Annotated in this window: 32 protein-coding genes and 1 rRNA gene; 22 read left to right on the top strand and 11 right to left on the bottom strand. The window is 42.8% G+C overall.

What is annotated here, in order from left to right; all coding sequences use genetic code 11:
- Window positions 1-91: 91 nt before the first annotated feature.
- The 10 genes from I6E69_RS01860 to I6E69_RS01815 all read right to left on the bottom strand — a co-directional run bounded on the left by I6E69_RS01860 (window position 92) and on the right by I6E69_RS01815 (window position 6,449).
- Window positions 92-1,627: a hypothetical protein gene (locus I6E69_RS01860; RefSeq protein ID WP_197120491.1), complete on the bottom strand. Its 1,536-nt coding sequence runs from the start codon at window positions 1,625-1,627 to the stop codon at window positions 92-94.
- Window positions 1,627-2,202 carry a phage protein Gp27 family protein gene (locus I6E69_RS01855; RefSeq protein WP_197120490.1) on the bottom strand — a complete coding sequence of 192 codons (576 nt, stop codon included), beginning with the start codon at window positions 2,200-2,202 and terminating at the stop codon, window positions 1,627-1,629. The genes I6E69_RS01860 and I6E69_RS01855 overlap by 1 nt, the downstream gene beginning before the upstream one ends.
- A gap of 2 nt (window positions 2,203-2,204) precedes the next feature.
- Complete coding sequence (locus I6E69_RS01850; protein WP_197120489.1) at window positions 2,205-2,501, bottom strand: ArsR family transcriptional regulator; 297 nt, start codon at window positions 2,499-2,501, stop codon at window positions 2,205-2,207.
- Window positions 2,502-2,644: 143 nt separating this feature from the next.
- Window positions 2,645-3,007 carry a DUF2730 family protein gene (locus tag I6E69_RS01845; protein ID WP_197120488.1) on the bottom strand — a complete coding sequence of 121 codons (363 nt, stop codon included), beginning with the start codon at window positions 3,005-3,007 and terminating at the stop codon, window positions 2,645-2,647.
- The gene (locus I6E69_RS01840) at window positions 2,991-3,221 is read right to left on the bottom strand and encodes a hypothetical protein (RefSeq protein ID WP_197120487.1); all 231 of its coding nucleotides are present in this window, start codon (window positions 3,219-3,221) and stop codon (window positions 2,991-2,993) included. The genes I6E69_RS01845 and I6E69_RS01840 overlap by 17 nt, the downstream gene beginning before the upstream one ends.
- Entirely contained in the window at window positions 3,218-3,799 is a 582-nt protein-coding gene (locus tag I6E69_RS01835; RefSeq protein WP_197120486.1) for a glycoside hydrolase family 108 protein, read from the bottom strand. Before I6E69_RS01835 ends, I6E69_RS01840 begins: the two co-directional genes overlap by 4 nt.
- A 61-nt stretch (window positions 3,800-3,860) precedes the next feature.
- Entirely contained in the window at window positions 3,861-4,481 is a 621-nt protein-coding gene (locus I6E69_RS01830) for a hypothetical protein (protein ID WP_197120485.1), read from the bottom strand.
- 109 nt (window positions 4,482-4,590) lie between these two features.
- Window positions 4,591-5,079: a hypothetical protein gene (locus I6E69_RS01825; protein ID WP_197120484.1), complete on the bottom strand. Its 489-nt coding sequence runs from the start codon at window positions 5,077-5,079 to the stop codon at window positions 4,591-4,593.
- A 248-nt stretch (window positions 5,080-5,327) separates the two neighbouring features.
- Entirely contained in the window at window positions 5,328-6,032 is a 705-nt protein-coding gene (locus I6E69_RS01820) for a hypothetical protein (RefSeq protein ID WP_197120483.1), read from the bottom strand.
- Window positions 6,033-6,047: 15 nt separating this feature from the next.
- Window positions 6,048-6,449 (bottom strand): helix-turn-helix transcriptional regulator, encoded by a 402-nt coding sequence (locus tag I6E69_RS01815; RefSeq protein ID WP_197120482.1) that lies wholly within the window; start codon window positions 6,447-6,449, stop codon window positions 6,048-6,050.
- Between the two features lie 123 nt (window positions 6,450-6,572).
- Between I6E69_RS01815 and I6E69_RS01810 the strand changes: the two genes are divergently transcribed.
- The 22 genes from I6E69_RS01810 to I6E69_RS01710 all read left to right on the top strand — a co-directional run bounded on the left by I6E69_RS01810 (window position 6,573) and on the right by I6E69_RS01710 (window position 18,275).
- Window positions 6,573-6,845, top strand: coding sequence for a helix-turn-helix domain-containing protein (locus I6E69_RS01810; protein WP_145236388.1), 273 nt, complete (start codon window positions 6,573-6,575; stop codon window positions 6,843-6,845).
- A gap of 56 nt (window positions 6,846-6,901) precedes the next feature.
- The gene (locus tag I6E69_RS01805) at window positions 6,902-7,273 is read left to right on the top strand and encodes a hypothetical protein (RefSeq protein WP_197120481.1); all 372 of its coding nucleotides are present in this window, start codon (window positions 6,902-6,904) and stop codon (window positions 7,271-7,273) included.
- Entirely contained in the window at window positions 7,266-7,760 is a 495-nt protein-coding gene (locus I6E69_RS01800; RefSeq protein WP_182761581.1) for a hypothetical protein, read from the top strand. Before I6E69_RS01805 ends, I6E69_RS01800 begins: the two co-directional genes overlap by 8 nt.
- Window positions 7,761-7,775: 15 nt before the next feature.
- Window positions 7,776-7,898: a hypothetical protein gene (locus I6E69_RS20750; protein ID WP_269435692.1), complete on the top strand. Its 123-nt coding sequence runs from the start codon at window positions 7,776-7,778 to the stop codon at window positions 7,896-7,898.
- Window positions 7,895-8,140: a hypothetical protein gene (locus I6E69_RS01795; RefSeq protein WP_197120480.1), complete on the top strand. Its 246-nt coding sequence runs from the start codon at window positions 7,895-7,897 to the stop codon at window positions 8,138-8,140. The genes I6E69_RS20750 and I6E69_RS01795 overlap by 4 nt, the downstream gene beginning before the upstream one ends.
- A complete protein-coding gene (locus tag I6E69_RS01790) occupies window positions 8,137-8,445 on the top strand; it encodes a MarR family transcriptional regulator (RefSeq protein ID WP_197120479.1) in 309 nt (102 codons plus the stop codon). Before I6E69_RS01795 ends, I6E69_RS01790 begins: the two co-directional genes overlap by 4 nt.
- Window positions 8,442-8,852 (top strand): hypothetical protein, encoded by a 411-nt coding sequence (locus I6E69_RS01785; RefSeq protein WP_197120478.1) that lies wholly within the window; start codon window positions 8,442-8,444, stop codon window positions 8,850-8,852. Before I6E69_RS01790 ends, I6E69_RS01785 begins: the two co-directional genes overlap by 4 nt.
- On the top strand, window positions 8,845-9,780 hold the full coding sequence (locus I6E69_RS01780) for a hypothetical protein (RefSeq protein ID WP_197120477.1): 936 nt from the start codon (window positions 8,845-8,847) through the stop codon (window positions 9,778-9,780). The genes I6E69_RS01785 and I6E69_RS01780 overlap by 8 nt, the downstream gene beginning before the upstream one ends.
- Window positions 9,781-9,785: 5 nt before the next feature.
- On the top strand, window positions 9,786-11,543 hold the full coding sequence (locus I6E69_RS01775; RefSeq protein WP_197120476.1) for a hypothetical protein: 1,758 nt from the start codon (window positions 9,786-9,788) through the stop codon (window positions 11,541-11,543).
- A gap of 11 nt (window positions 11,544-11,554) precedes the next feature.
- Window positions 11,555-11,788, top strand: a complete 234-nt coding sequence (locus I6E69_RS01770) for a hypothetical protein (protein WP_182757764.1) — start codon at window positions 11,555-11,557, stop codon at window positions 11,786-11,788.
- Complete coding sequence (locus I6E69_RS01765) at window positions 11,785-13,068, top strand: ExeA family protein (RefSeq protein ID WP_197120475.1); 1,284 nt, start codon at window positions 11,785-11,787, stop codon at window positions 13,066-13,068. The genes I6E69_RS01770 and I6E69_RS01765 overlap by 4 nt, the downstream gene beginning before the upstream one ends.
- 2 nt (window positions 13,069-13,070) lie before the next feature.
- On the top strand, window positions 13,071-13,637 hold the full coding sequence (locus tag I6E69_RS01760) for a 3'-5' exonuclease (RefSeq protein ID WP_197120474.1): 567 nt from the start codon (window positions 13,071-13,073) through the stop codon (window positions 13,635-13,637).
- Window positions 13,630-14,316, top strand: a complete 687-nt coding sequence (locus tag I6E69_RS01755; RefSeq protein ID WP_197120473.1) for a DUF2786 domain-containing protein — start codon at window positions 13,630-13,632, stop codon at window positions 14,314-14,316. The genes I6E69_RS01760 and I6E69_RS01755 overlap by 8 nt, the downstream gene beginning before the upstream one ends.
- 1 nt (window position 14,317) lies before the next feature.
- The gene (locus I6E69_RS01750) at window positions 14,318-14,551 is read left to right on the top strand and encodes a hypothetical protein (RefSeq protein WP_197120472.1); all 234 of its coding nucleotides are present in this window, start codon (window positions 14,318-14,320) and stop codon (window positions 14,549-14,551) included.
- Between the two features lie 10 nt (window positions 14,552-14,561).
- Complete coding sequence (locus I6E69_RS01745; protein WP_197120471.1) at window positions 14,562-14,774, top strand: hypothetical protein; 213 nt, start codon at window positions 14,562-14,564, stop codon at window positions 14,772-14,774.
- Window positions 14,767-15,321, top strand: coding sequence for a host-nuclease inhibitor Gam family protein (locus I6E69_RS01740; RefSeq protein ID WP_197120470.1), 555 nt, complete (start codon window positions 14,767-14,769; stop codon window positions 15,319-15,321). The genes I6E69_RS01745 and I6E69_RS01740 overlap by 8 nt, the downstream gene beginning before the upstream one ends.
- The gene (locus tag I6E69_RS01735; RefSeq protein WP_182757759.1) at window positions 15,318-15,494 is read left to right on the top strand and encodes a hypothetical protein; all 177 of its coding nucleotides are present in this window, start codon (window positions 15,318-15,320) and stop codon (window positions 15,492-15,494) included. The genes I6E69_RS01740 and I6E69_RS01735 overlap by 4 nt, the downstream gene beginning before the upstream one ends.
- A 35-nt stretch (window positions 15,495-15,529) precedes the next feature.
- Entirely contained in the window at window positions 15,530-16,213 is a 684-nt protein-coding gene (locus I6E69_RS01730) for a regulatory protein GemA (RefSeq protein WP_197120469.1), read from the top strand.
- Window positions 16,197-16,691 carry a hypothetical protein gene (locus tag I6E69_RS01725; protein WP_197120468.1) on the top strand — a complete coding sequence of 165 codons (495 nt, stop codon included), beginning with the start codon at window positions 16,197-16,199 and terminating at the stop codon, window positions 16,689-16,691. The genes I6E69_RS01730 and I6E69_RS01725 overlap by 17 nt, the downstream gene beginning before the upstream one ends.
- A gap of 2 nt (window positions 16,692-16,693) precedes the next feature.
- Window positions 16,694-17,047, top strand: coding sequence for a hypothetical protein (locus I6E69_RS01720; RefSeq protein ID WP_197120467.1), 354 nt, complete (start codon window positions 16,694-16,696; stop codon window positions 17,045-17,047).
- 3 nt (window positions 17,048-17,050) lie between these two features.
- Window positions 17,051-17,389, top strand: a complete 339-nt coding sequence (locus I6E69_RS01715) for a Mor transcription activator family protein (RefSeq protein ID WP_182761594.1) — start codon at window positions 17,051-17,053, stop codon at window positions 17,387-17,389.
- Window positions 17,390-17,546: 157 nt separating this feature from the next.
- On the top strand, window positions 17,547-18,275 hold the full coding sequence (locus tag I6E69_RS01710) for a hypothetical protein (protein WP_231619685.1): 729 nt from the start codon (window positions 17,547-17,549) through the stop codon (window positions 18,273-18,275).
- A 250-nt stretch (window positions 18,276-18,525) separates the two neighbouring features.
- Here the strand turns inward: I6E69_RS01710 and rrf are convergent.
- Window positions 18,526-18,640, bottom strand: a 5S ribosomal RNA gene (rrf, locus tag I6E69_RS01705).
- Window positions 18,641-18,831: the final 191 nt, after the last annotated feature.

Genomic DNA, 18,831 nt, shown 5'->3' with positions numbered 1-18,831 from the left:
CATTTGCCTAAGCGGCTTTAAATTCGTTTTTGCGTGCAATGCCATTCAACGCACCCAACACAGGCTTAAAATCGCGCTGAGCGCGTCAGTGTTAATTTTTAAAATAACCGGTAATTCGCTTAAACAGTCCACCTGGTCTTGTTCGACCTTGTAACCGCGATGGCTGGTTTTTAATTGACTGCTTATTTTTTGCAACCGTGGCACCTGCGGCGGGTTCGCCTTCTTCTAATGTGGCGGCATTAGCCAACACCCCAGCAACGGCTGTATCACCGTGTCGCCATTTACCATCACTGCCTTTGTCGCGGCCATCATCCATTTTGGGTTGGCCTTTTTCTAAAATCACACGGCGGTGGTCGGCCACTACATCTTCACTTTCAGGCACAGTAATAAACTGCCCCTCAAGCGCGGCTTTGTATTTAGGAAAGAATTGGTTGTACCAAGGGCGCGACAGCATCACACAATCAATACGGCTTGGGCCATAACGTTGCATGGCTTTTTCAGCAATCGACTGGCCATTACCACGGCTATCAAACTTGCCATGAAAAAACAGCGGCAGGTTATCCAGCAGGTAAAACACTATTTGCTCTTGGCAATCAAACGGAATATTACGCAGCTCAACTAAAAAAGGCGTGTGGTACTTGATGGGGCTTTGCTGCTGCATGGGCCAAAGTACGGTTAAATCGCCACTACGGCCAAAGTCTTGGCCAAACACAGTGCGTTGCCCAGGCATGGCATCAATTAATGGTTTTAAGGTATCGATTAACCAGTCATCAATAATGCGAGTGCGCTCAGGGTTCGTTACAAAGTCATCCGGTTTTTCTAGGCGGATCACTTTACTGTCTGGGTGCTGGCAGCGCTCAACCAATAAGCGGTTAATGTAAACACCGCCGCCCGCACTTGGGATCACATCAAGTTCTTCTGCAGCGCCATCACCATAAAAGTCATAAATGCCATTGGCCCATTCGTCTTCGAGTTCTTGGCTATACTCTGTGCCTTTCATTGCACAAATGCGTTTATATAAGCCCTGGCTTAATGCTTCTCTAAACGTTGTGCGGTAAACCTTATAAGGCTTAGTGCCTGCGCGGCATTCTTTAATAAGTAAGTTAAAGGGGTTTTCTTCGCCGTCGTGGGTGCTAATAATGCGTACCTTACCGCCCCAAATTAATAGCGCGAATGCCGCTTTTATTAGTTCATCAAGGTTATCGTGGAACGCTGCTTCATCAATAATTACTCGCCCTTGCTTACCCCGTAAGTTAGACGGGCGCGAGCTAAGCGCGGTAATCCTAAAGCCACTAGCAAAGCGAATAACATAAGTAAGAATGTCTTTGCCTTCATCAGCGTAAATCTCTTCACTTACATCACCGCACACTTCGTTAAAGCTTTTAGCCCAGTTGGCACAGTCACGAATAAACTCTTCGGCCATATCCTTGTTATAACCTATGTACCAGCAATCCATGCCGCCAGCGGCTTTACTTGCAGCGGCATCAAGCACACTGGCCGCCGCCTCGCCCCAACTTAAACCAATACGACGCGACTTTTCATAAAGAATAACCGGAGATTGATCCCACACATATTCCGCCTGATACGGTAATAAAATCGCGGTTAATTCTTCTTCATTCATAGCCATTACAAACGTTCCCCAGCAATGGCACGGCGTATTAAATCAATATTGCCTGAGCTTAAACCAGCCGCTTTACCTGCACTTTCAGCCTGAGCTTGTGCTTCGGCCAGCGCCTGTTTACGGGCTTTTTCTGCTATCTGCTTTTCTAAGTCGGCATTGTGGTTAGCGCTGCGTTGTAAGCGTGCAACCGCTAATACAAGGTCGTTAAGTGTGTCGGCATCAATGGGGTCTTCGCCGCCCATTAAGCTACTGGTTGTTTTAAACGCCGCACTTTGCAGCAGGCTCATAAGCACACGGCCAGTGTCACCAATGCTGGTTAAATCACATTGTTTAGATAACGACTCAACATACGCTTGGCTGCGGCGTATTTCGTCTGCAATGCTCTCAATGCGTTTTTTTTCACGCCACACCGTGTTGTCATCAATGCTTTCAACATCGGTTTGCACGCCAGATAATTCTGCGAGCTCTTCGTTAATTGCATCGGCTATTTGTTGGCAGGTGTGTTGTTTGGTTGCCAGCATTTCACGTAAGTTTTCACGTAAGTGATCAGGCAGGCGCTCTATCTTATTGCCGCGTGCCATAATTAAATGCCCCCAGGTGCTGGGCGCTTAATGCCATCTACAAGCTTACGCCCTGCAGCTACATCAGCCCCTTGCTCTGTAATTTTAGCCACTAAGGTTTTATCACCGACCACATCAATGGTGATCAAGTTAACGTCTTCTAAAAAACGCATGTGCGCGCGTACTTTGTCGCGGCTTAATTGATGCCCGTACGAGCTAAGCACACAACTCAACATGCTGCAGTTAGCGCTATAGCCTGCGGCCTCAGCTAAGGCACGCAAAATAACTAAACGCTGATCAGCTTCAAATATCTCTTTCATTGCCCCCATCCTTAAAAAATCGTTTAAAAATAAACGCACATATAAACATACCCAGTACATAACCAAGCCGAAAAAACACATACAAAAAGAACAATGCACCCGCAATGAGCAAACATATAAGCAGCCACATCTCTACCTGAAACTCACTTGCCATTTCGATCACCTGTAATTTTTGATGCAACAATTAAATTAAGTGGGTGCTCTATACGCTTTAAAATATCGTGTAGATGTTTGGTTTCGCTCTGCAACTTAGTGACTTCTTGGGTCAATTTACTTACGTCTTGCGGTAAATCTTTTATCTCAACTTCAATGCGCTGCACGGTTTCGTTCACCTTGATAAAATCTTTACTGGTCACATAGGTTTGCTCAACGGTTTGCAAGCGCTTGTCTTGGCTGTTCACATCGTCTTTGCTGGCAAACGATTTTTTAAGTGCGTAAACCACCACAAAAAAAACCACCAGCACAAAACCTTGCACCCACGGGTACCACTTAACGTATTCGTCCACGGGGCAAACTCCTTACTGTATTTTTTGAATTCAAAACACGCGCCTCTACTTCAAGGCGCACACCCGTTATTGAGTGCCAACCTTTTAAAAACGCATTCTTTAATGTGGGGTTGCCTGTGGGGCAAACGGTTAGGGGGTCAGGGTTTTCGCCATTAGCAAAAGTGCTAATGCGCAGGTCATAACCACGCTTTTCATAAAGTGGAATGCTCTTCATACAAAATCCCAAGAGCAATAAAATGACTCGTTCATTACCGCTTTTTCAATGCGGTTTTCAAGCTTAAATAGGCGGCGGTGCCAGCCATATAAAAACGTTATTTGGCTAGGATCATTCACTGCAATACGGCTGTATTTGCTGGCGCGGCGGGCAAAGTAATCAACCAGTAAATCTTCTTGATTGTGGTTTATAGCTGCAGCAAGGGTGCGCGAACCTAAAATGCCATCTACCTTCACACCCAGTACTTGCTGTAACAGCATGTTGGCCAGTGGCACGCCGTGGTTTATGGCGGCATCACAATGTAAAAAGGCAAGTTCAAGTAAGCCATGCTCAGCTAGTTCTTTAGCGCGGCTACCCCGCCAAAAGTCACGGTGGTAAATACGCATAGCCTGCGGCCACGTTAAAGTCGGTATATCCACACCAGGGTAAGCGCCTTTGCTAATACCAAAGCGAGTACGGCCACCTTTGTCGGCACTATGATCAGAGTCGCCTCCTTCTGCCTCATAAATCCAGTCCATGCAGAATAAAAAAGCACGGCTGTAATGCGGGGTTAGGTCGGCTGGAATAAGTTTTTTCATAGCGCCAGTGTGGCGCTATTTGTTGGGGGGCTAAATTAAAGGGTTTTAGTAAAAATGGGGGCTAGTTAGCAGGTTTTGTAGTTTCAGGTTTTGCTGGGAGTTCTTCTATAACTTTATGGCTAAGTGCTTTTATTTGCTGTTGCTGGATTTCCAAACGCTGCTGATTAAGTTGCATATTTTGATTAGCAATGTAAGCCAAATAGGCAGAAACACTAACAGCCACCAATGATAATAAAAAAGAAGAACCAGCAATCCAGCGCATTAACGTATTATGTTTATGGGTATCAGTATGACGTCGCTCAGCATCGTTGTGTGCTTCTACCTTGAGAACAAGCTCTATCCCTTGGCTTGATAATGTAAATGCTCGATGTAAAAAAAGACAGTGAACTGGACGATCTTGATAGGTTACAGCTCTAAAGTCCGTTGGAGTCCACTCAATTAAAAAGTCATCCTTAACTAAGCGGTCAATAATATCATGAACTATTCTTAATTTTTCTTCTTGATTTAGCTCTGTTTGATTAATGCCCGCGGTATCTAACAGAAGTTCGTAGCTTTTTATGTATTCAAGGTTATAACCAAGTTCAAAATCGCTATAAACAAATACCATATCCTGATTATTTCTGAAAACATTTAACAACTCTTCTATAGGGTAACGAGTTAAAATTTCTTTATATTCACTCATAAACTAACAGCTTCCTTTACTTTCCTTATTGTACCATTTTAGTATCTTAGAGAGCCCATTGTGTCACTCGCGTTACCTTTGGCTCAATAATAGAGCTCCACAAGTTAAATTAATAACCATAATACTTATTACTAAAGGCAACTATGATTGGCATTCCATCTTGTTGACAAGTCACACTCACTTTTAACTTGTTGCTATGATCATAATAAGTCGCTACATGCGTCATTCTCATTTGAGGTTCTAAGCGTCTAACATCTACCGCAACAGCATTAAGCATGGCGATAGGATCAAACTCTTGTGTTTGGCTACATGGAGCGGTTTCTAGAAGTGCAATTTCTGAATAAGTAATAATGCCATCATTACTTTCATATCGCGTTTCATATTGGTTGGTGCTAGTAACTATCGAACCGTTAGCATCTGGTGCTACTTTTAAAATGTCACTAGCTGCGCTGATCCTAAATTTAAGAAACCGATAAGGGCTAATAAATTCAGCAGGCGGTGGAGTAAGCTGTACTGTTTCTACTTTGATTTCCTGCTTATCACAACCAAGCAATGCACTACTTATAGCAAGCGTAAAAATTAAACCACGTTTTATCATGTGAAATTCCTTTTTAAATCGTTAGTCTACTGGTTTGCAGATAGCATTTGTAAGAGTTAAATAAAGATAAACCTCCGACAGTCGGAGCAGAGGAGAAAATAAAACCATATAAAACAAAACATTAAAAAAAACACCCACGACATGTCGGATGTTTTTACTTATATAGCTGTTGGCACTACGGTAATAGGTGCTTGCTTATATAAAGTGGCGACAGTCGCCATATTTATTAAAAACTCTTAATTTCTATATTAATCAAGTAGACTGCCCAACCGATCAACCCACTGGTTGTAAAGCGCAACTTTGATGTATCTACGTGATGTAATTCCAGTAAACGCGATTCTTTGTGCTTTAAGCTCTTCCTCACTCCAGCCTATTTGTTGGGCAAATTCTGTCTCTAGTTCATAACACTTTGGTTTAGTATGTTGATAGCCAGATTGCATACTGGCCTTTTCAATTCGGCCACTTATTGTGTTGTCATATTTCTTCTGCAACCATGCAATAACATCGTTGCCACGGCTTTGAGGTAATAAATAAACTTTTTTCCAGCTCGTTTTACTAAATCCAAAAGCAATACCTAATTGTCCGTTTAACGCTCGCCAATTATAGCTTTTGCCAATACGTTTATATTGCGCTTTCTTCACATCATCGAGCAAGGTTTCAATGCGTGTTACGAGTGTAGTACTTGCACCAATACTATCTATAGGTGGCACTAATTCTTGTTTAATAGACTTTAATTGATTGAATGTTACATCACCAGTGACCTGAAAATTACCATCACCAATGATTGACTGATTAACACCTTCGGAAGGTTCGCCATTTGGTGTATGCACTTGGTAGTTACTTTTTCCCTCAATCTCTTGGTTAATACCAGCCTTTTTTTTAAAAGCTTGTTCAAACGAAATGACATTATTATTTTTAAGTAATGCTTCAACTATTTTGTCATCTTTATCCATTGCTAATCCCTTGCTCTACGCTGCAAATAAATTAATTATTTTTGTGCCTATATCAACTTGATCTACTTCTTTACTTTCCTGCTCACATTGCTCAATCACTTGATAAACCTCGTTAACGACTTGTACAAACAGATCAGCATCTTTCACCTCACGGCCTGATTTCACAACATAAAGCATCACTATTCGCATAGCTCTTTGGTAGTTATTTTTATTTAATGAATGCGCCGAATTATGTTCACCAGTAACCACAAAATTAATATCAAAACCAAGCTTTGCTAATTCATTTAATTTATCTGATGGAATAGCTTTACCACCTTCCCACCGAACATAACTAGCTTTTCCAACGCCTATAGCATTCGCAACTTCGGCTTGAGTTAAATTCAGCCTCTCACGTTCGAACTTCAATGAATTTATCATATTTGATAATTTACCCTTGACAGTTATCACATTTGATAACTACAATGAAAACATCTTAACAAAACCTTTTGCTTCTGTTCGCCAAAACCATGCAAAAGGTTAATCACAAAAAGGTAATGTACTATGAAATCACAAGAAATAAAACAAGCTATCAAAGCAAAAGGTTATACCCTTTCTATGCTTGCAGATGCATTGGACGTAAACCTTGCCACTGTATCGGGAGTTGTTTGCGGCCACACTCAATCTCGCCGTATTGCAGAGGCAATAGCTAAGCTCATCGAAAAACCGATTCATGTTGTATTCCCAGATGTTGACTCATACGCACAGCCTAAGTTGCTAAAGGGCGCATTACGCCAACAAGGCGTTAATGAGCTTAAACAGTTACTCGCATCATAAGGCCTAAGTAACCAATTAATCACTAAGTCAACCATCGAACCAACAGGATCACTATTATGACTAAAATGCGCTCGTCGCTGCTCACACAACCACATCAAGGTCAGCAACTGATTGCTACGTTGCTTGTACAGTGTGCGCACAGCAATACGCCGTTGCATATACCGCTTTCGGCTCAAGTCAATAATCAACTGTTTAAGTGCCACAGCACTGCACAAAGTAAAGGGGGTGTGTTGAATGGCTTTATCGTCTATGCACAGCCAAATCAATATATTGTTTACGGTGTATGTTTGCATGTTACGCCCTTGGGTGTTGGTGTTATATCCAGCGTAGCGCTATGCAATGTACAAAGTGAAGTTCCAAAAATTGTTTGTTTTTGGAATGCCATTTTAGCTATTTTTTGCTTGCCAAAAGGAGCGACTCATGACTAAGCCAAAACGCCGTCAGTGGGGTCGTATTGTTGCCCGTAGCCTGCCCGAAGCACTCCAGCTATGTAAAGAACACGCCCAAGCAACGCGTCAAATGAGTGTGCCACGCATCGCCGACAGAACAGGTATTAGCACCGATATGCTGTACAAGCATTTAGGCAGCGGCGATATGCCCACCAGTTTACTTATTCCGTACATGGCAGCAACAGGGCGCGAGTACCCGCTGATGTACATGGCGCACAGCCTAGACAAACTCATTGTTGATATGCCCAAAGGTAAAAAGCCAAGTAACAGCAACCTTACCCATTTAAACCTATTTGCTAACCAAGTGATCGGTATGGTTATGCAGTTAGAAGAAGGCGCAGGCAATGCCCAATATGTGGCAGAGCAAATAATTTTGTTAATGCAACAACTGGCTTATCAAAAGCTCGAAGCCGAAAAGCTTGACGAACCCCAAGCCTGTTTTGACCTAATCCACGAACCCCATTAGTTAAGAGCAAAAGCCATGAAACCTGCCCCTATCAAAGACCAAGAACCGTCTAAATTTCGCCCTCAGAGCACTAAAACGGTGTTTTTGATGACTATGGCGCAGCTTAAAGCAATGGCTAACAAGGAATACAAAGCATGAAATTACTAACTCAAAAAATCACTACAGCGCAGCTCAAGATTGAATCACCAAAAATCACTCTACAGTGCAACTGCTGCAAACGTGTAGAGCACGGCACCATACCAGTCAACGCATTTATTGATGCCGCAAATTACATGGGCTGGCGACACGTTACAACCTGCCACATTGAAATAGAGGCTGCATGCCCTAGTTGCGTTAAAGAACTGCGCGAGTTTTACCAAAGCAAGCAGGCTTCAGCATGAGTGAGCAATATATTTCATCAACCATGCAGCGCGGCCTAAGCGCAATTAAAGCGCTCAGCGGTTATGAAGCCGATGGCCTACGCCCAGGCGAATTAGCCAAGCGTTTAAACATCACCCAATCACAGGCAACGGCAGTTATTAAAAACCTGATCCAAGCAGGCTTTGCCGAATATTGCCCATGGGATCAAAACAAAGTGCGCTTAGGGCCTGCCCTAATCACCTTAGCCAATAGCGCCCAGCTGGCGATAACTCAGCGCAGCCAGCAACTAGAACAAGACCGTAGAAATTATGGAGCAATAGTATGAATACTGATTTAGACCAAATAGCGGCTGACTACCAAGCCCTTCTTAAAGAACAAGCAAAACAGCGCTTCGAATGGATGAAGCAACACAGCTCCGATAATCGACCTATTGGTTCATTAAGCAGTGTTTGTAATTTTTTAAATAACCACGAGAACCCGCTAGTGGATAAAGCGCGCCTTAATGATTTGGCAGCAACTATCAGCGTTATGTTTTCAAGCCCATTTCTTCTGGGTGCTAAACATGCGGATAAAGAACTAACAATAAAACAGCTTATATACCTACTTTCATCCTCTGTGCCAGAAGTTGTTATTACTAATAACGAGTTCGAAAGCTTACTAATTAGAAACCATCTACAACAAGCTCTATCGCAGCCATTATTTAACCGTTCAGAGGGTACTGCTCATGACTAATAAAAACTTAACTACGGCTTCAAATGAAGAGCAAAAAGCCATTGTTGACGCTAATAACTTACTAGCGGCGAAATCAAAAATTTATATTGCAATAGGTCAGCACCAAGTTTTTAAAGCTAATAAAGAGCAGTCAATTGTTGGTGAAATACTAACCTATAAAACAGTTAAGGAATCCAACGAATATAAAGGCATTCCTTATGTAGATGAAAATGGGGTTGAAAAGACCACTAGTAACTTAAAAGATATTTGTAAATATTTTTTCAATTGTTCATATAGCACGATGGAGGAACGACTTAGTAACCTTGAGTCATTTGGTGAAGATTTTTTGAATGCTAGTCAAAAAATTGGTTTAGGCATTCGTGAAATGCGCGCTTTAAAAAGCCTACCAACAGACGAGCAAGCCTTAATTATTGAGTCAGAAGCTGTTGAGGTAGGCGATAAAGAATCAATTAAAGACCTGATTGACGACCTAAAAGCCAAGCATAAAAAAGAGCTTGATAACGAAAAGAAAAAAACCAAAGACGCAGACGAACAACGCCAAGTAGCTGTTCGTATGCGTGACGACTACCAAATGAAAGCCATGGACTATCAAACCGAACTTGAAAGCACCAAGTTTAAGGCAGATGCCTGGGTAGACCAAACCAAGCACCTATTATTTGAAGCCACCAAGTACGAAAGTAACGCCGTTGAATCGCTAAGCCGCTTAATAGCACTGCGTGAGCATTTTTTAGATGACGATAACTTATCACCCCAAGTGACTGAGTACTTAGCTGCAGGCTTACTACATAGCTTTAAAACCCTCGCTGAAGACTTTGCCCAAGCGTGGCTTGAAACCTCAAACATACTTGAGGGCTACTTACCAAAAATGCGCCCCAGCCTTGATGTACTGCAAGAGCTTAACGACAGCGCCATGAGCAACGAGGAGTAAGCATCATGGCTGACGAAATTTTACTTGGTTTTAAGCAGCGTATCGAAAACGCGAAACATGGCGAAAAAGGCATTATTTTAGCTGAAGCTAAACAGCGCCTAGGGCTAAGTAAAGATGCCTTTTACCGTGAGTTAGCCAAACTCGGTTACAGCAGTGGCCGTAAACCGCGTGCTGACAAAGGTAACAGCAGCCAAGACCCTGAAAGCCTAGATAAACTCAAAGCCATGCTGGCGGTGGGTAATCGTAAAAACGGTAAGCAAATTGTTGAAACGCCTAATGCCGTAAGCATATTAGCGGCCAATGGTTGTGAGTTTAAAAGTAACAGTACGGTTAGGCGTTTACTGCGCGAACAAAACGCTACGGCCAAAATGCTTACCCAAAGTACTGCGCATGTGCAGCTACGCAGCCTTTACCCTAACCATGTGCATCAGGTTGACCCAAGCTTGTGCTTAATTTACTACCCGCCAGGCGGTAAAAAAGGCCGTGTGCAACGCTTTATGAGCGATGACGAGTTTTACAAAAACAAGCCTGAAAACCTAGAGAAGATAAAAAACCTACGCGTATGGCGCTATGTATTAACTGATCACTATTCCGGTGCGGTACGTGTGCGTTACTACGAAAGCGCCGGTGAAACCATGGCAAACCTGTATGACTTTTTGCTGTGGTGCTGGGGTTTGCACAACGATGAAAAGTGCCCAGTACGTGGCCTGCCTGACATTTTAGTTATGGATAAAGGTTCAGCCAATACAGCGGGTGCAGTTCTTCGCGCCCTGGATGCATTAAGCGTTGATGTGATTGATCACGAAGTGGGCCGCGCACGCGCTAAAGGCCAAGTAGAAAACGCCAACAACTTAGTTGAAAAACTGTTTGAGTCGCGTTTGATGTTTGAGCCAGTAAACAGCGTTGCGGAGTTAAACGAGCATGCTATTTCGTGGCAAAACGCCTACAACGCAGATCAAATACCGCATTACTCAGCCAAGCATAGCCGCCACGGTAAAGGCCGTTATGAGTTTTGGATGAAACGTATGGCGCACGGCAAAGTACGCGACCTACCAAGCGAAGATATTTGCCGCTGGTTACTTACCCATAAAGAAGAAACCCGCATGGTTAGGCCTGACCTGTCGATCACGTTTGTTCACCCGGGCGTTAAACGCAGCCAAAAGTATGCGCTTGATGGCCTTGTTGGCATTTACAAAGGCTTAAAAGTGTTAGTGCTGCCTATGGCGTTATCAGAACGTGGTGAAGTACTTGTGTACTGCAAGCACCAAGGCGAGCAGCAAATACATACCGTGGCCCCCATTGAAACCGACGAAGCAGGCTTTGATGTAAACGGCGCAGTGATTGGCCAACAAATGAAAGCGCCTAAAGATACCTCGTTAGATATTGCCCGTAAGCAAGCCGAGCGTGGTGCTTATCCAGGCATGAGCGATGAAGAAATAGTAAAAGCTAAGCGCGGTAAAAAAGCCGTGCCGTTTGGTGGTGCACTCGATGCACACAGCCATTTAAACGAGCTGCAAACACCTGACTTTATGCGTGTGCGTGGTGAGCAAGTTGATACCGGCTTACAACATCCTACCCACACTTTAGCGGGCGTTGCACTGCGTAAAGCCATTGTGGCAAAGCGCGGCACACCTATTACCCCTGAAGAAAAAATCTATCTTGCTGATCGCAGTATTGATGCAAGCCAATTACCTAGCTTACTTGACGAGCTAGCAACCTTTGACAAACCAAACCACTTAAACGTGGTTAATTTTACCCGTTAGGAGATACCACCATGGGAAACAGTAAAAAGCACCAACTACGCAAAGCCGAACATGCACCGTTTAACGTTGTGTCTGGCCGTACTCGCACCGTGTATATGGTGCATGTGAAGTTGGTTGATTCAAAACGCTGGACGGAACTAGCCGACGAAAAAGGCCAGTACATTTTTAATGACGAGCAAGAGCGTGATGAATTTTTTAACCGCGTGCTAGCCGCTTATCCAACGCAATACAGGAAGGTGGCATGAGCGAACCCAACGAGCATAAAAAGAAGTTAAGCCGAAAGACCTGGAAGATAAAGCTAGGTCGCATGATGGCTAACCGTGGCATTACCTATAAACAGTTAGCGCAGTGGTTAAACCTAAATGCCAACGTTAAAACCAGCGAGGCCACGCTTAACAAAATAGTCACTAAGTCTGACTGGCCAAAGCGCACGCTACCGCGTGAAGCACTTAAAGCAGGCTTAGAAAAGTTCGCAATTGAAAACGGCTTAATTGTTGAGAGCAACGTTTACCAAATATTTTTGGATGATCCACATTACAACGCGGTGACCACAGGCAGCCAGTGGAAACATGCACATAAAACCAAGCGCCTGATCATTGGTCACGAAGACTCAATTAACGGGCACATAGTCATTGAATTACCGGAGGCACAAATGCTTACACCAAGAGCCAGACAACATTTTAAAATTTTTAACGACCCATGGGATAACGAAATTTATAGCATTGACCATGTGTATTTAGGCGCGCAGCAGCGCTATGTGATTGAGTCAATTATCAACTGTGCAAAGGTAGGTACCTTAATGGCACTGGTAGGTGAGTGCGGCAGCGGCAAAACGGTAATGATGAACTTTACCATGGAAGAAATACGCGCTAAGCACCCTAATATTCGGGTTATTCGCCCTGCCCGAATTGATAAAAAGAAAATTGGTTCAAGCTCGATTAGTGAGGCTATTTGTCGTGAGCTGAACATTTCTAAGCTGCCACGTAGTAGCGAAGACCGTGATTCGATTATACGTGATGAACTTACCCGCAGCTGTAACGCTGGCAACCGCCATATTTTACTTATTGACGAAGGCCACCGCCTAGACGAAGAAACCATTAAGCAATTAAAGGTGCTGTGGGAGCTAAGCGAAGGGTTCACTAAGTTAATTGGTATTTGCATTATCGGCCAAACCGAGCTGGACAAAGTTTTAAGCTCAATGAACGTGCGCGAATTTGCATACCGCGTAAATAAGCTAAATGTGCCGCCCCTTGGTGCTGAGCTTAAAGATTACATTGATCACAAACTCAAAGCCGCCAACTTGGTACCTGAGAAAGTGATTGAACCCGCCGCTATTGAAAAAATGCAGCAAGCGCTGCGTGGTATTCGCAAGTTTGGCCGCACCACTGGCCGCCCTGATGAAACCGTTGATATGAGTTACCCACTCAACGTAAACACGCTGATGAAAAACCTGATGAACGAAGCAGCCGACCTAGGCGAAGACCGCATTACGGCAGAACTTGCCGAAGAATACGTGAGGGTTTAGTTATGAAAGATGTGATGACCGATGTAGAAAGCATGGGCACTGGTTCAAATGCGGCTCTTGTCAGTATTGGCGCTTGTTTTTTTGACCCAATGACTGGTGATATTGGCGCTGGCTTTGAAGTAAGTATTGATTTAACCAGCTCTGCAACGCTATGCGAAATGGATGCAGATACGGTGCTTTGGTGGTTAAAGCAAGATGATGAAGCACGCCAAAAGTTACTTGCTCATGATGTGTTACCACTTGCTGAAGCACTAGGCGAGTTTGACCAATGGGTGAGCCAGATTGAAGACATAGACACCCGTAACATTTGGGGGAATGGTGCAACGTTTGATAACACAATTATTCGTAATGCCTATAAAGCATGTGACATGCAAGCACCATGGCAATTTAGAAATGACCGTGATGTACGCACCATTGTGGATTTAGGCCGCCGCCTTTTTAACTTCGATCCTAAAACAGATATGCCTTTTGAAGGCACTCGCCACAATGCCCTTGATGATGCAATTCATCAGGCTAAATACGTAAGCGCGATTTTTCAAAAGTTGCAAGCAGGTGGTAGCAATGGATAGCCGCATTCTTAAAAAGATTCGCCAGTGTTTAGCGCTTGCCAAACAAGCAACCAATGAGCATGAAGCAGCTGCTGCAATGCGCCAAGCGCAAAACCTAATGCGCAAACATAAGGTAAGCGAAAGCGACATTGATTTTAGCTATGTACAGCATGAACGTGTTGAAACGGATTGCAAAAAAGTAGTGAGTTATCACGCGGCTTTATTGCATTTGATCAAACGTGTATTTGGTGTGCGTTTTGTGATGTCGTCCAGTTTATTTAGTAATTCAGAAGTCGCTTTTATTGGTATTAACCCGCAACCAGAACTTGCTAAATACTGCTACGAAGTGCTCTGGAGCAAGCTAAAACAAACTCGCCAAGAGTATGTAAAGCAGCAACCTAAACAGTGCAAACGTGCAACTAAAGTAGCCCGTGGCGATCGTTTTGCTGAAGGTTGGGTGTTTGGTATTGCTCGCACGGTTGAAGAGTTCGCCCTTAGCGAAAAAGAAACCAGCATTATTGAACGCTACATGGCGCAAGAGTTCCCCGACCTGAGTAGCAGCTCACCGTTAAAGCGAGGCAAAAAAGCGAACACCAGCCGCGCAATTCTTGACGGTATTAAGGCAGGTAAAAAAGAGTCTTTGCACCGCCCTGTGCATGGCCAAGAGCACACCAAACTTGAACACAACCCAGGAGCCTAACATGGCCTTTTTATCAATTACTGATTTTGACAAGGCACTTTTAAGCCAGTTAAAAACAGAAAAGGAGCGCGCTAAGTACTTACTGCAATTTGAGATAACGACGCGCATTACCATCGAGAACCTAACCCCAAAAGCACAAGCGGTAATAGCTGACATTGGCTTGCCATTTACTGGCAATAACGAAGCCGATGTGATCAACGCTGCTCGTGTTTGGTTACAAGAAAAAGCAGCGTAAGGAACAAACCATGAACAGTGCAACAGCCCAAATTAGCACACCCCGATTAACCCAAAATACCGCGCCATCAATTTATACCATTGCACAATTAACTGAGCTGGTTAATGGCGAAATTTTAGCGGGACGTAAAGACGATGCACTAAGTACTTTAGCGCAACTTCAAAACGCAACCCACAAACTGGAAACTCAAATCCACAATATGAAGGATAAACGCCATGGCTAAATCAACAAACCGCCGCGTAAAATCAGACGATATGCTGTCTGTAAGCAGCTCAGACGAGTTAGAACAAACCATATTCCGCATTGGCCAACTGCAAACAAGGCTCGAAATAGCCACTGCACAAACTAATCAGGCGATTGAAGATGCCAAAACATCGTTAAAAGAGACCACCACGGCAATCAATAACGAAATTAAGGTATTGAGTAAATCAGCTCAAATATTCTTTAGCGCCAACCAGCAAGACATAGTGCCTGCTGGTAAAAAATCTCGCATTTATACAGTAGGCGAAATTGGCACCCGCACACCGCCATTATCGGTAACTGTAAAGCAAGGCCAAGAAGTGATCGACGCGTTAGCAAAGCTACAAGAGCAATTAAAACTGACTGATTTGCTAAGTGTTAAAACATCTGTGAATAAAACAGGCCTCATTAAACACCGCGAGCAGGTTAAAGGCATTGAAGGCATTACTTTTAATCAAAAAGAACAATTTTTTATTAAACCGGTGCATGTTCCTGTTGATCACTTAAATGATGTGGAGGAGTCAGCATGAAGACAATAACTTATAAAGTACGCGTAAATGATTACCCTATGATCACTTCGCCATCATACAAAAAAGCGCTGAACAGCTTTAATCAAGCAAAAATCAATAATGCAGGATCAAAGGTTGCCTTTATCAAAGAGGAAACCTTGGCTGTGCACGAACCAGTAAAACAATCCGCTTAACGGTATGCCGCCTACGGGCGGCTTTGGAGTAACCGATGAAAAAGTTAATTCAGCTTATCCAAATCGCTAAACGTGATCTCAATATGGACGATGATGTTTACCGTGCGAACCTTAAAGCCTGGGCTGGTCTCGACAGCACCACCAAGATGGATAAAAAGCAGCTCGATAAAGTAATTAAAGGCATGGAAAAGCTAGGCTTTAAAAAGAAAAAGCCAGTTACGCGGAAGATTGATCAGGCCTTACTTGATAAAGAGCCCAGGCTTAAAAAACTAGGTCAAGTCTGGACCATGATGAAAGCGCATAAGCTGCTTGAAAATGGCAGTTATATTGCTCTTGAAAAGTGGTGTGTTAAGCAATCAAAAAGCCTAAATGATGGCAAGGAAATTGACCGTTTAGACTGGATGGCCCCCATTTCCAATGAGCTAATTGAACGTTTAAAGCGCTACCATTTACGCTTAATGAAACAAGCGATGACGGTAAAAATTGCGGCTGTATTGCGCTACTACAAAGCTCTTGATATGGAATCACTAGACGATTCAACAGAAATGTTTGTCGTTCAAACCAAGTTGCAAGCAAGTCGTTTAAATATTCCAGTCAATATGCAACGTGCGCGGTATCTTACGACTTTACAAGCCTTTGAAGACTGCAACGAGTTTATTAAGCGCTTTGGTATTTCTGTGGATCAAGCAAAGGAGGCAGGTAATGCAAAAACTAGCTAAATGCCCTCATTGCCGAGGTTTATTAGATATCTCAGCGATTGCACACAACAAAGCCTCTGACGAACTGCTGTGCATTTACACTGCGTTACCAGGTCAAGCAAGTGCGGCGCTGGCTGATTATGTTCAATTGTTTACGCCGGACAAATCAGACCTATCACACGCCCGCCAATTAAAGTTAAGCCAGGACATAATCGAGCTAACTAAACAGCACGATTTAGCGGTATTTACCCAAGCGCTAACCATTACTGTTGCCAGCATTCGTGACCACTGGGAGCGCAACGGTTACCGCCGTATGGGTGATGATCACGCCTACTTACAAAAGGTGCTAGAAACCGAGCAACAAAAGTTCTTAAACAGCCAAACATCTAAAACGGTTGTCTCTGCTAATCAGGCCATTGAAATGAAAGTCGAACGTCCTGAAACACTGCAAGAGTCAACCCAGAAGTGGCAAGAGAACCTAGCCAAGTACAGGAGCTAGTTATGTCATTAAATAGAAAAGATCATTTAGTTAATAAGGCTATGCACGATTTAGAAAACGGTGGCGCTATTCTTACTCATGACTGGTTAGATGATAATAATTGCTCTTCATCTGATGCTGAATATATAGCTTTATCAATCGCTCATGCTATTAGAAGTCATTACTTTAATCATAGACCTAGCAAAGCAGACTTTAGCAATGGATACACTTTAAAAATGACTGGTTTATCTCTAGAAGAAGCGAAAGAGATCGCCGAAAGAGATCAGTCATTATTGTGGGCTGAGTTAGATGATAAATTAATTGCTTATCCATCATCTGAAAAATATCCAATAACCATTTCTGGTTCACCGGAGTAAGTTATGAGTGGTAAAGCGCAAACGGCTGAAACTCTATTGATATTGCTAGATTCAATTGAGCGGATGCTTTTAGAGAATAAAATTGACGAAGAACAGGCCACTAAATTGGCTACGTTAATAGTTGATGACTTTCGCCACCAGTGCGGTGGCATGAGCGTTTATATCCCTAAAGGTGTTGGGCTTGACGCCATACTTAAGCACAACCAAATTTACCAAGACTTTAGAGGTAACAACCACACAGAGCTTGCTAAGAAATACAACCTATCTGAGCAACGCATCTACCAGATTGTTCGCGCTGTACACGCCGCTGAAACCAAGCGCATACAACCCGAGCTATTCTAACCAACCAATTGCCCCGAAAGGGGCTTTTTTATGGCAAAAATTTACTAAAAATTCCCTGTCGTTTTTTTATTCAGGTGATAAATTAATTCAAATAACTTAAACTGATCCTGGCCGCATGAACAGCAGCTGTATCAACTTAAAATAAATGGAACTATATATGTTTTTGTCAAAATCAAATTGGAAATATACCACAGCATTAATAATTGCAGCTGCTCTTACTGGGTGTACTTCAACAGTTCAACTAGGTAAACATTCAAGCAAAATTGAGCAAGTAGATATCAAAAACTACACGCTAGATGAAGAACAAACAGCCTATGTTGGCGAGCAGTTGATTGTTCGCAAATCTTACAAAGCAAGCTTTAAAAAAGATACTTACCAAGCGCTAAATGACTTTGTATTTGAAGGTGGTATTCTTTCGACAAGTGTGAATTTTCATGGAACTGCTGGTGATACTTATAAGATTTCAGGTAAAAACGAGCTTGGAAATAGTGTAATTTCAATTCCTGGCAGCATTTTCATGTTGGGAATTAATAATGAAGGGCAATGGGATCAGACAGTAATGTCAAACAGCTTTTGGACTTCACCTGTTGGGAGTGGCGATACTTATACCATGAACCCACTTGATACCACGTTTAAGCTTGTAGAATCTCAAGTACCGCTGTCTGAAAACGGTTATATAAACCATGAAATAGTTTATACAGGACAAGGTACGAACGGCATCAGTCTACTATACAGAGAGTACACATTTGAAAATATGGCCCGTTCTGACTTTAAACAAGAGTTGGTTTACCCTGTTGACTCAAAGGAAATTAGATTCAGAAATTATTTAATCGATATTATTTCTGTATCACCATCAGAATTGAAGTATCGAGTAATAGCAGAATAATTGACTTTGAAAGTAAGCAGTTTTCAATACTTGCTTACTTTCACTATTTTAAAGACTGTTTAAAATGTTATCCCACTAAATCCCAAGTCATCCCCGCTTATCCCATATTTTTCGCGAATTTTATTATCTAGTTTTCTTAACTTGGATCACTTTGTGTCGCGATATGAGTGGGTGTTAATTGCGCACATTTTACTTTTCTGCAGACGTAAAAAAGCCCGACTATTTCTAGTCGGGCTTTCTACAATTTGAAGCCTGGTAATGTCCTACTTTCACATAGCAAATGCTACACTATCATCGGCGCTGTTTCGTTTCACTACTGAGTTCGGCATGGAATCAGGTGGGTCCAAAACGCTATTGTCACCAAGCAAATTAGGGCGTTAATTCGTATTTCTACGCACTAACTGAATTTGGAAAATATCTGATAATATTTTTTAAGTCTTTCTAAGTAATTTCTACTTTAGTTATATTAACTTCTGTCTAAACTGTCGCATAAAACGCGTTTGGCGTTGTATGGTTAAGCCTCACGGGTAATTAGTACAAGTTAGCTTAATGGCTC

It is taken from the genome of Pseudoalteromonas sp. NZS100 (genome assembly GCF_015864815.1).
Taxonomy (GTDB): Bacteria; Pseudomonadota; Gammaproteobacteria; order Enterobacterales; family Alteromonadaceae; genus Pseudoalteromonas; species Pseudoalteromonas distincta.
This window is presented reverse-complemented; position numbering and strand designations above follow the sequence as displayed.

What these genes read in the sequence shown, in the direction of transcription:
- I6E69_RS01830 (WP_197120485.1), bottom strand. Translation starts at nt 4,481, where the DNA reads ATGAGTGAATATAAAGAAATTTTAACTCGTTACCCTATAGAAGAGTTG.
- I6E69_RS01775 (WP_197120476.1), top strand. Translation starts at nt 9,786, where the DNA reads ATGGCTGACGAAATTTTACTTGGTTTTAAGCAGCGTATCGAAAACGCG.
- I6E69_RS01745 (WP_197120471.1), top strand. Translation starts at nt 14,562, where the DNA reads ATGAACAGTGCAACAGCCCAAATTAGCACACCCCGATTAACCCAAAAT.
- I6E69_RS01780 (WP_197120477.1), top strand. Translation starts at nt 8,845, where the DNA reads ATGACTAATAAAAACTTAACTACGGCTTCAAATGAAGAGCAAAAAGCC.
- I6E69_RS01755 (WP_197120473.1), top strand. Translation starts at nt 13,630, where the DNA reads ATGGATAGCCGCATTCTTAAAAAGATTCGCCAGTGTTTAGCGCTTGCC.
- I6E69_RS01730 (WP_197120469.1), top strand. Translation starts at nt 15,530, where the DNA reads ATGAAAAAGTTAATTCAGCTTATCCAAATCGCTAAACGTGATCTCAAT.
- I6E69_RS01715 (WP_182761594.1), top strand. Translation starts at nt 17,051, where the DNA reads ATGAGTGGTAAAGCGCAAACGGCTGAAACTCTATTGATATTGCTAGAT.
- I6E69_RS01740 (WP_197120470.1), top strand. Translation starts at nt 14,767, where the DNA reads ATGGCTAAATCAACAAACCGCCGCGTAAAATCAGACGATATGCTGTCT.
- I6E69_RS01790 (WP_197120479.1), top strand. Translation starts at nt 8,137, where the DNA reads ATGAGTGAGCAATATATTTCATCAACCATGCAGCGCGGCCTAAGCGCA.
- I6E69_RS01820 (WP_197120483.1), bottom strand. Translation starts at nt 6,032, where the DNA reads ATGGATAAAGATGACAAAATAGTTGAAGCATTACTTAAAAATAATAAT.
- I6E69_RS01765 (WP_197120475.1), top strand. Translation starts at nt 11,785, where the DNA reads ATGAGCGAACCCAACGAGCATAAAAAGAAGTTAAGCCGAAAGACCTGG.
- I6E69_RS01735 (WP_182757759.1), top strand. Translation starts at nt 15,318, where the DNA reads ATGAAGACAATAACTTATAAAGTACGCGTAAATGATTACCCTATGATC.
- I6E69_RS01810 (WP_145236388.1), top strand. Translation starts at nt 6,573, where the DNA reads ATGAAATCACAAGAAATAAAACAAGCTATCAAAGCAAAAGGTTATACC.
- I6E69_RS01835 (WP_197120486.1), bottom strand. Translation starts at nt 3,799, where the DNA reads ATGAAAAAACTTATTCCAGCCGACCTAACCCCGCATTACAGCCGTGCT.
- I6E69_RS01760 (WP_197120474.1), top strand. Translation starts at nt 13,071, where the DNA reads ATGAAAGATGTGATGACCGATGTAGAAAGCATGGGCACTGGTTCAAAT.
- I6E69_RS01750 (WP_197120472.1), top strand. Translation starts at nt 14,318, where the DNA reads ATGGCCTTTTTATCAATTACTGATTTTGACAAGGCACTTTTAAGCCAG.
- I6E69_RS01850 (WP_197120489.1), bottom strand. Translation starts at nt 2,501, where the DNA reads ATGAAAGAGATATTTGAAGCTGATCAGCGTTTAGTTATTTTGCGTGCC.
- I6E69_RS01840 (WP_197120487.1), bottom strand. Translation starts at nt 3,221, where the DNA reads ATGAAGAGCATTCCACTTTATGAAAAGCGTGGTTATGACCTGCGCATT.
- I6E69_RS01800 (WP_182761581.1), top strand. Translation starts at nt 7,266, where the DNA reads ATGACTAAGCCAAAACGCCGTCAGTGGGGTCGTATTGTTGCCCGTAGC.
- I6E69_RS01785 (WP_197120478.1), top strand. Translation starts at nt 8,442, where the DNA reads ATGAATACTGATTTAGACCAAATAGCGGCTGACTACCAAGCCCTTCTT.
- I6E69_RS01860 (WP_197120491.1), bottom strand. Translation starts at nt 1,627, where the DNA reads ATGGCTATGAATGAAGAAGAATTAACCGCGATTTTATTACCGTATCAG.
- I6E69_RS01815 (WP_197120482.1), bottom strand. Translation starts at nt 6,449, where the DNA reads ATGATAAATTCATTGAAGTTCGAACGTGAGAGGCTGAATTTAACTCAA.
- I6E69_RS01770 (WP_182757764.1), top strand. Translation starts at nt 11,555, where the DNA reads ATGGGAAACAGTAAAAAGCACCAACTACGCAAAGCCGAACATGCACCG.
- I6E69_RS20750 (WP_269435692.1), top strand. Translation starts at nt 7,776, where the DNA reads ATGAAACCTGCCCCTATCAAAGACCAAGAACCGTCTAAATTTCGCCCT.
- I6E69_RS01725 (WP_197120468.1), top strand. Translation starts at nt 16,197, where the DNA reads ATGCAAAAACTAGCTAAATGCCCTCATTGCCGAGGTTTATTAGATATC.
- I6E69_RS01855 (WP_197120490.1), bottom strand. Translation starts at nt 2,202, where the DNA reads ATGGCACGCGGCAATAAGATAGAGCGCCTGCCTGATCACTTACGTGAA.
- I6E69_RS01795 (WP_197120480.1), top strand. Translation starts at nt 7,895, where the DNA reads ATGAAATTACTAACTCAAAAAATCACTACAGCGCAGCTCAAGATTGAA.
- I6E69_RS01710 (WP_231619685.1), top strand. Translation starts at nt 17,547, where the DNA reads ATGTTTTTGTCAAAATCAAATTGGAAATATACCACAGCATTAATAATT.
- I6E69_RS01805 (WP_197120481.1), top strand. Translation starts at nt 6,902, where the DNA reads ATGACTAAAATGCGCTCGTCGCTGCTCACACAACCACATCAAGGTCAG.
- I6E69_RS01825 (WP_197120484.1), bottom strand. Translation starts at nt 5,079, where the DNA reads ATGATAAAACGTGGTTTAATTTTTACGCTTGCTATAAGTAGTGCATTG.
- I6E69_RS01720 (WP_197120467.1), top strand. Translation starts at nt 16,694, where the DNA reads ATGTCATTAAATAGAAAAGATCATTTAGTTAATAAGGCTATGCACGAT.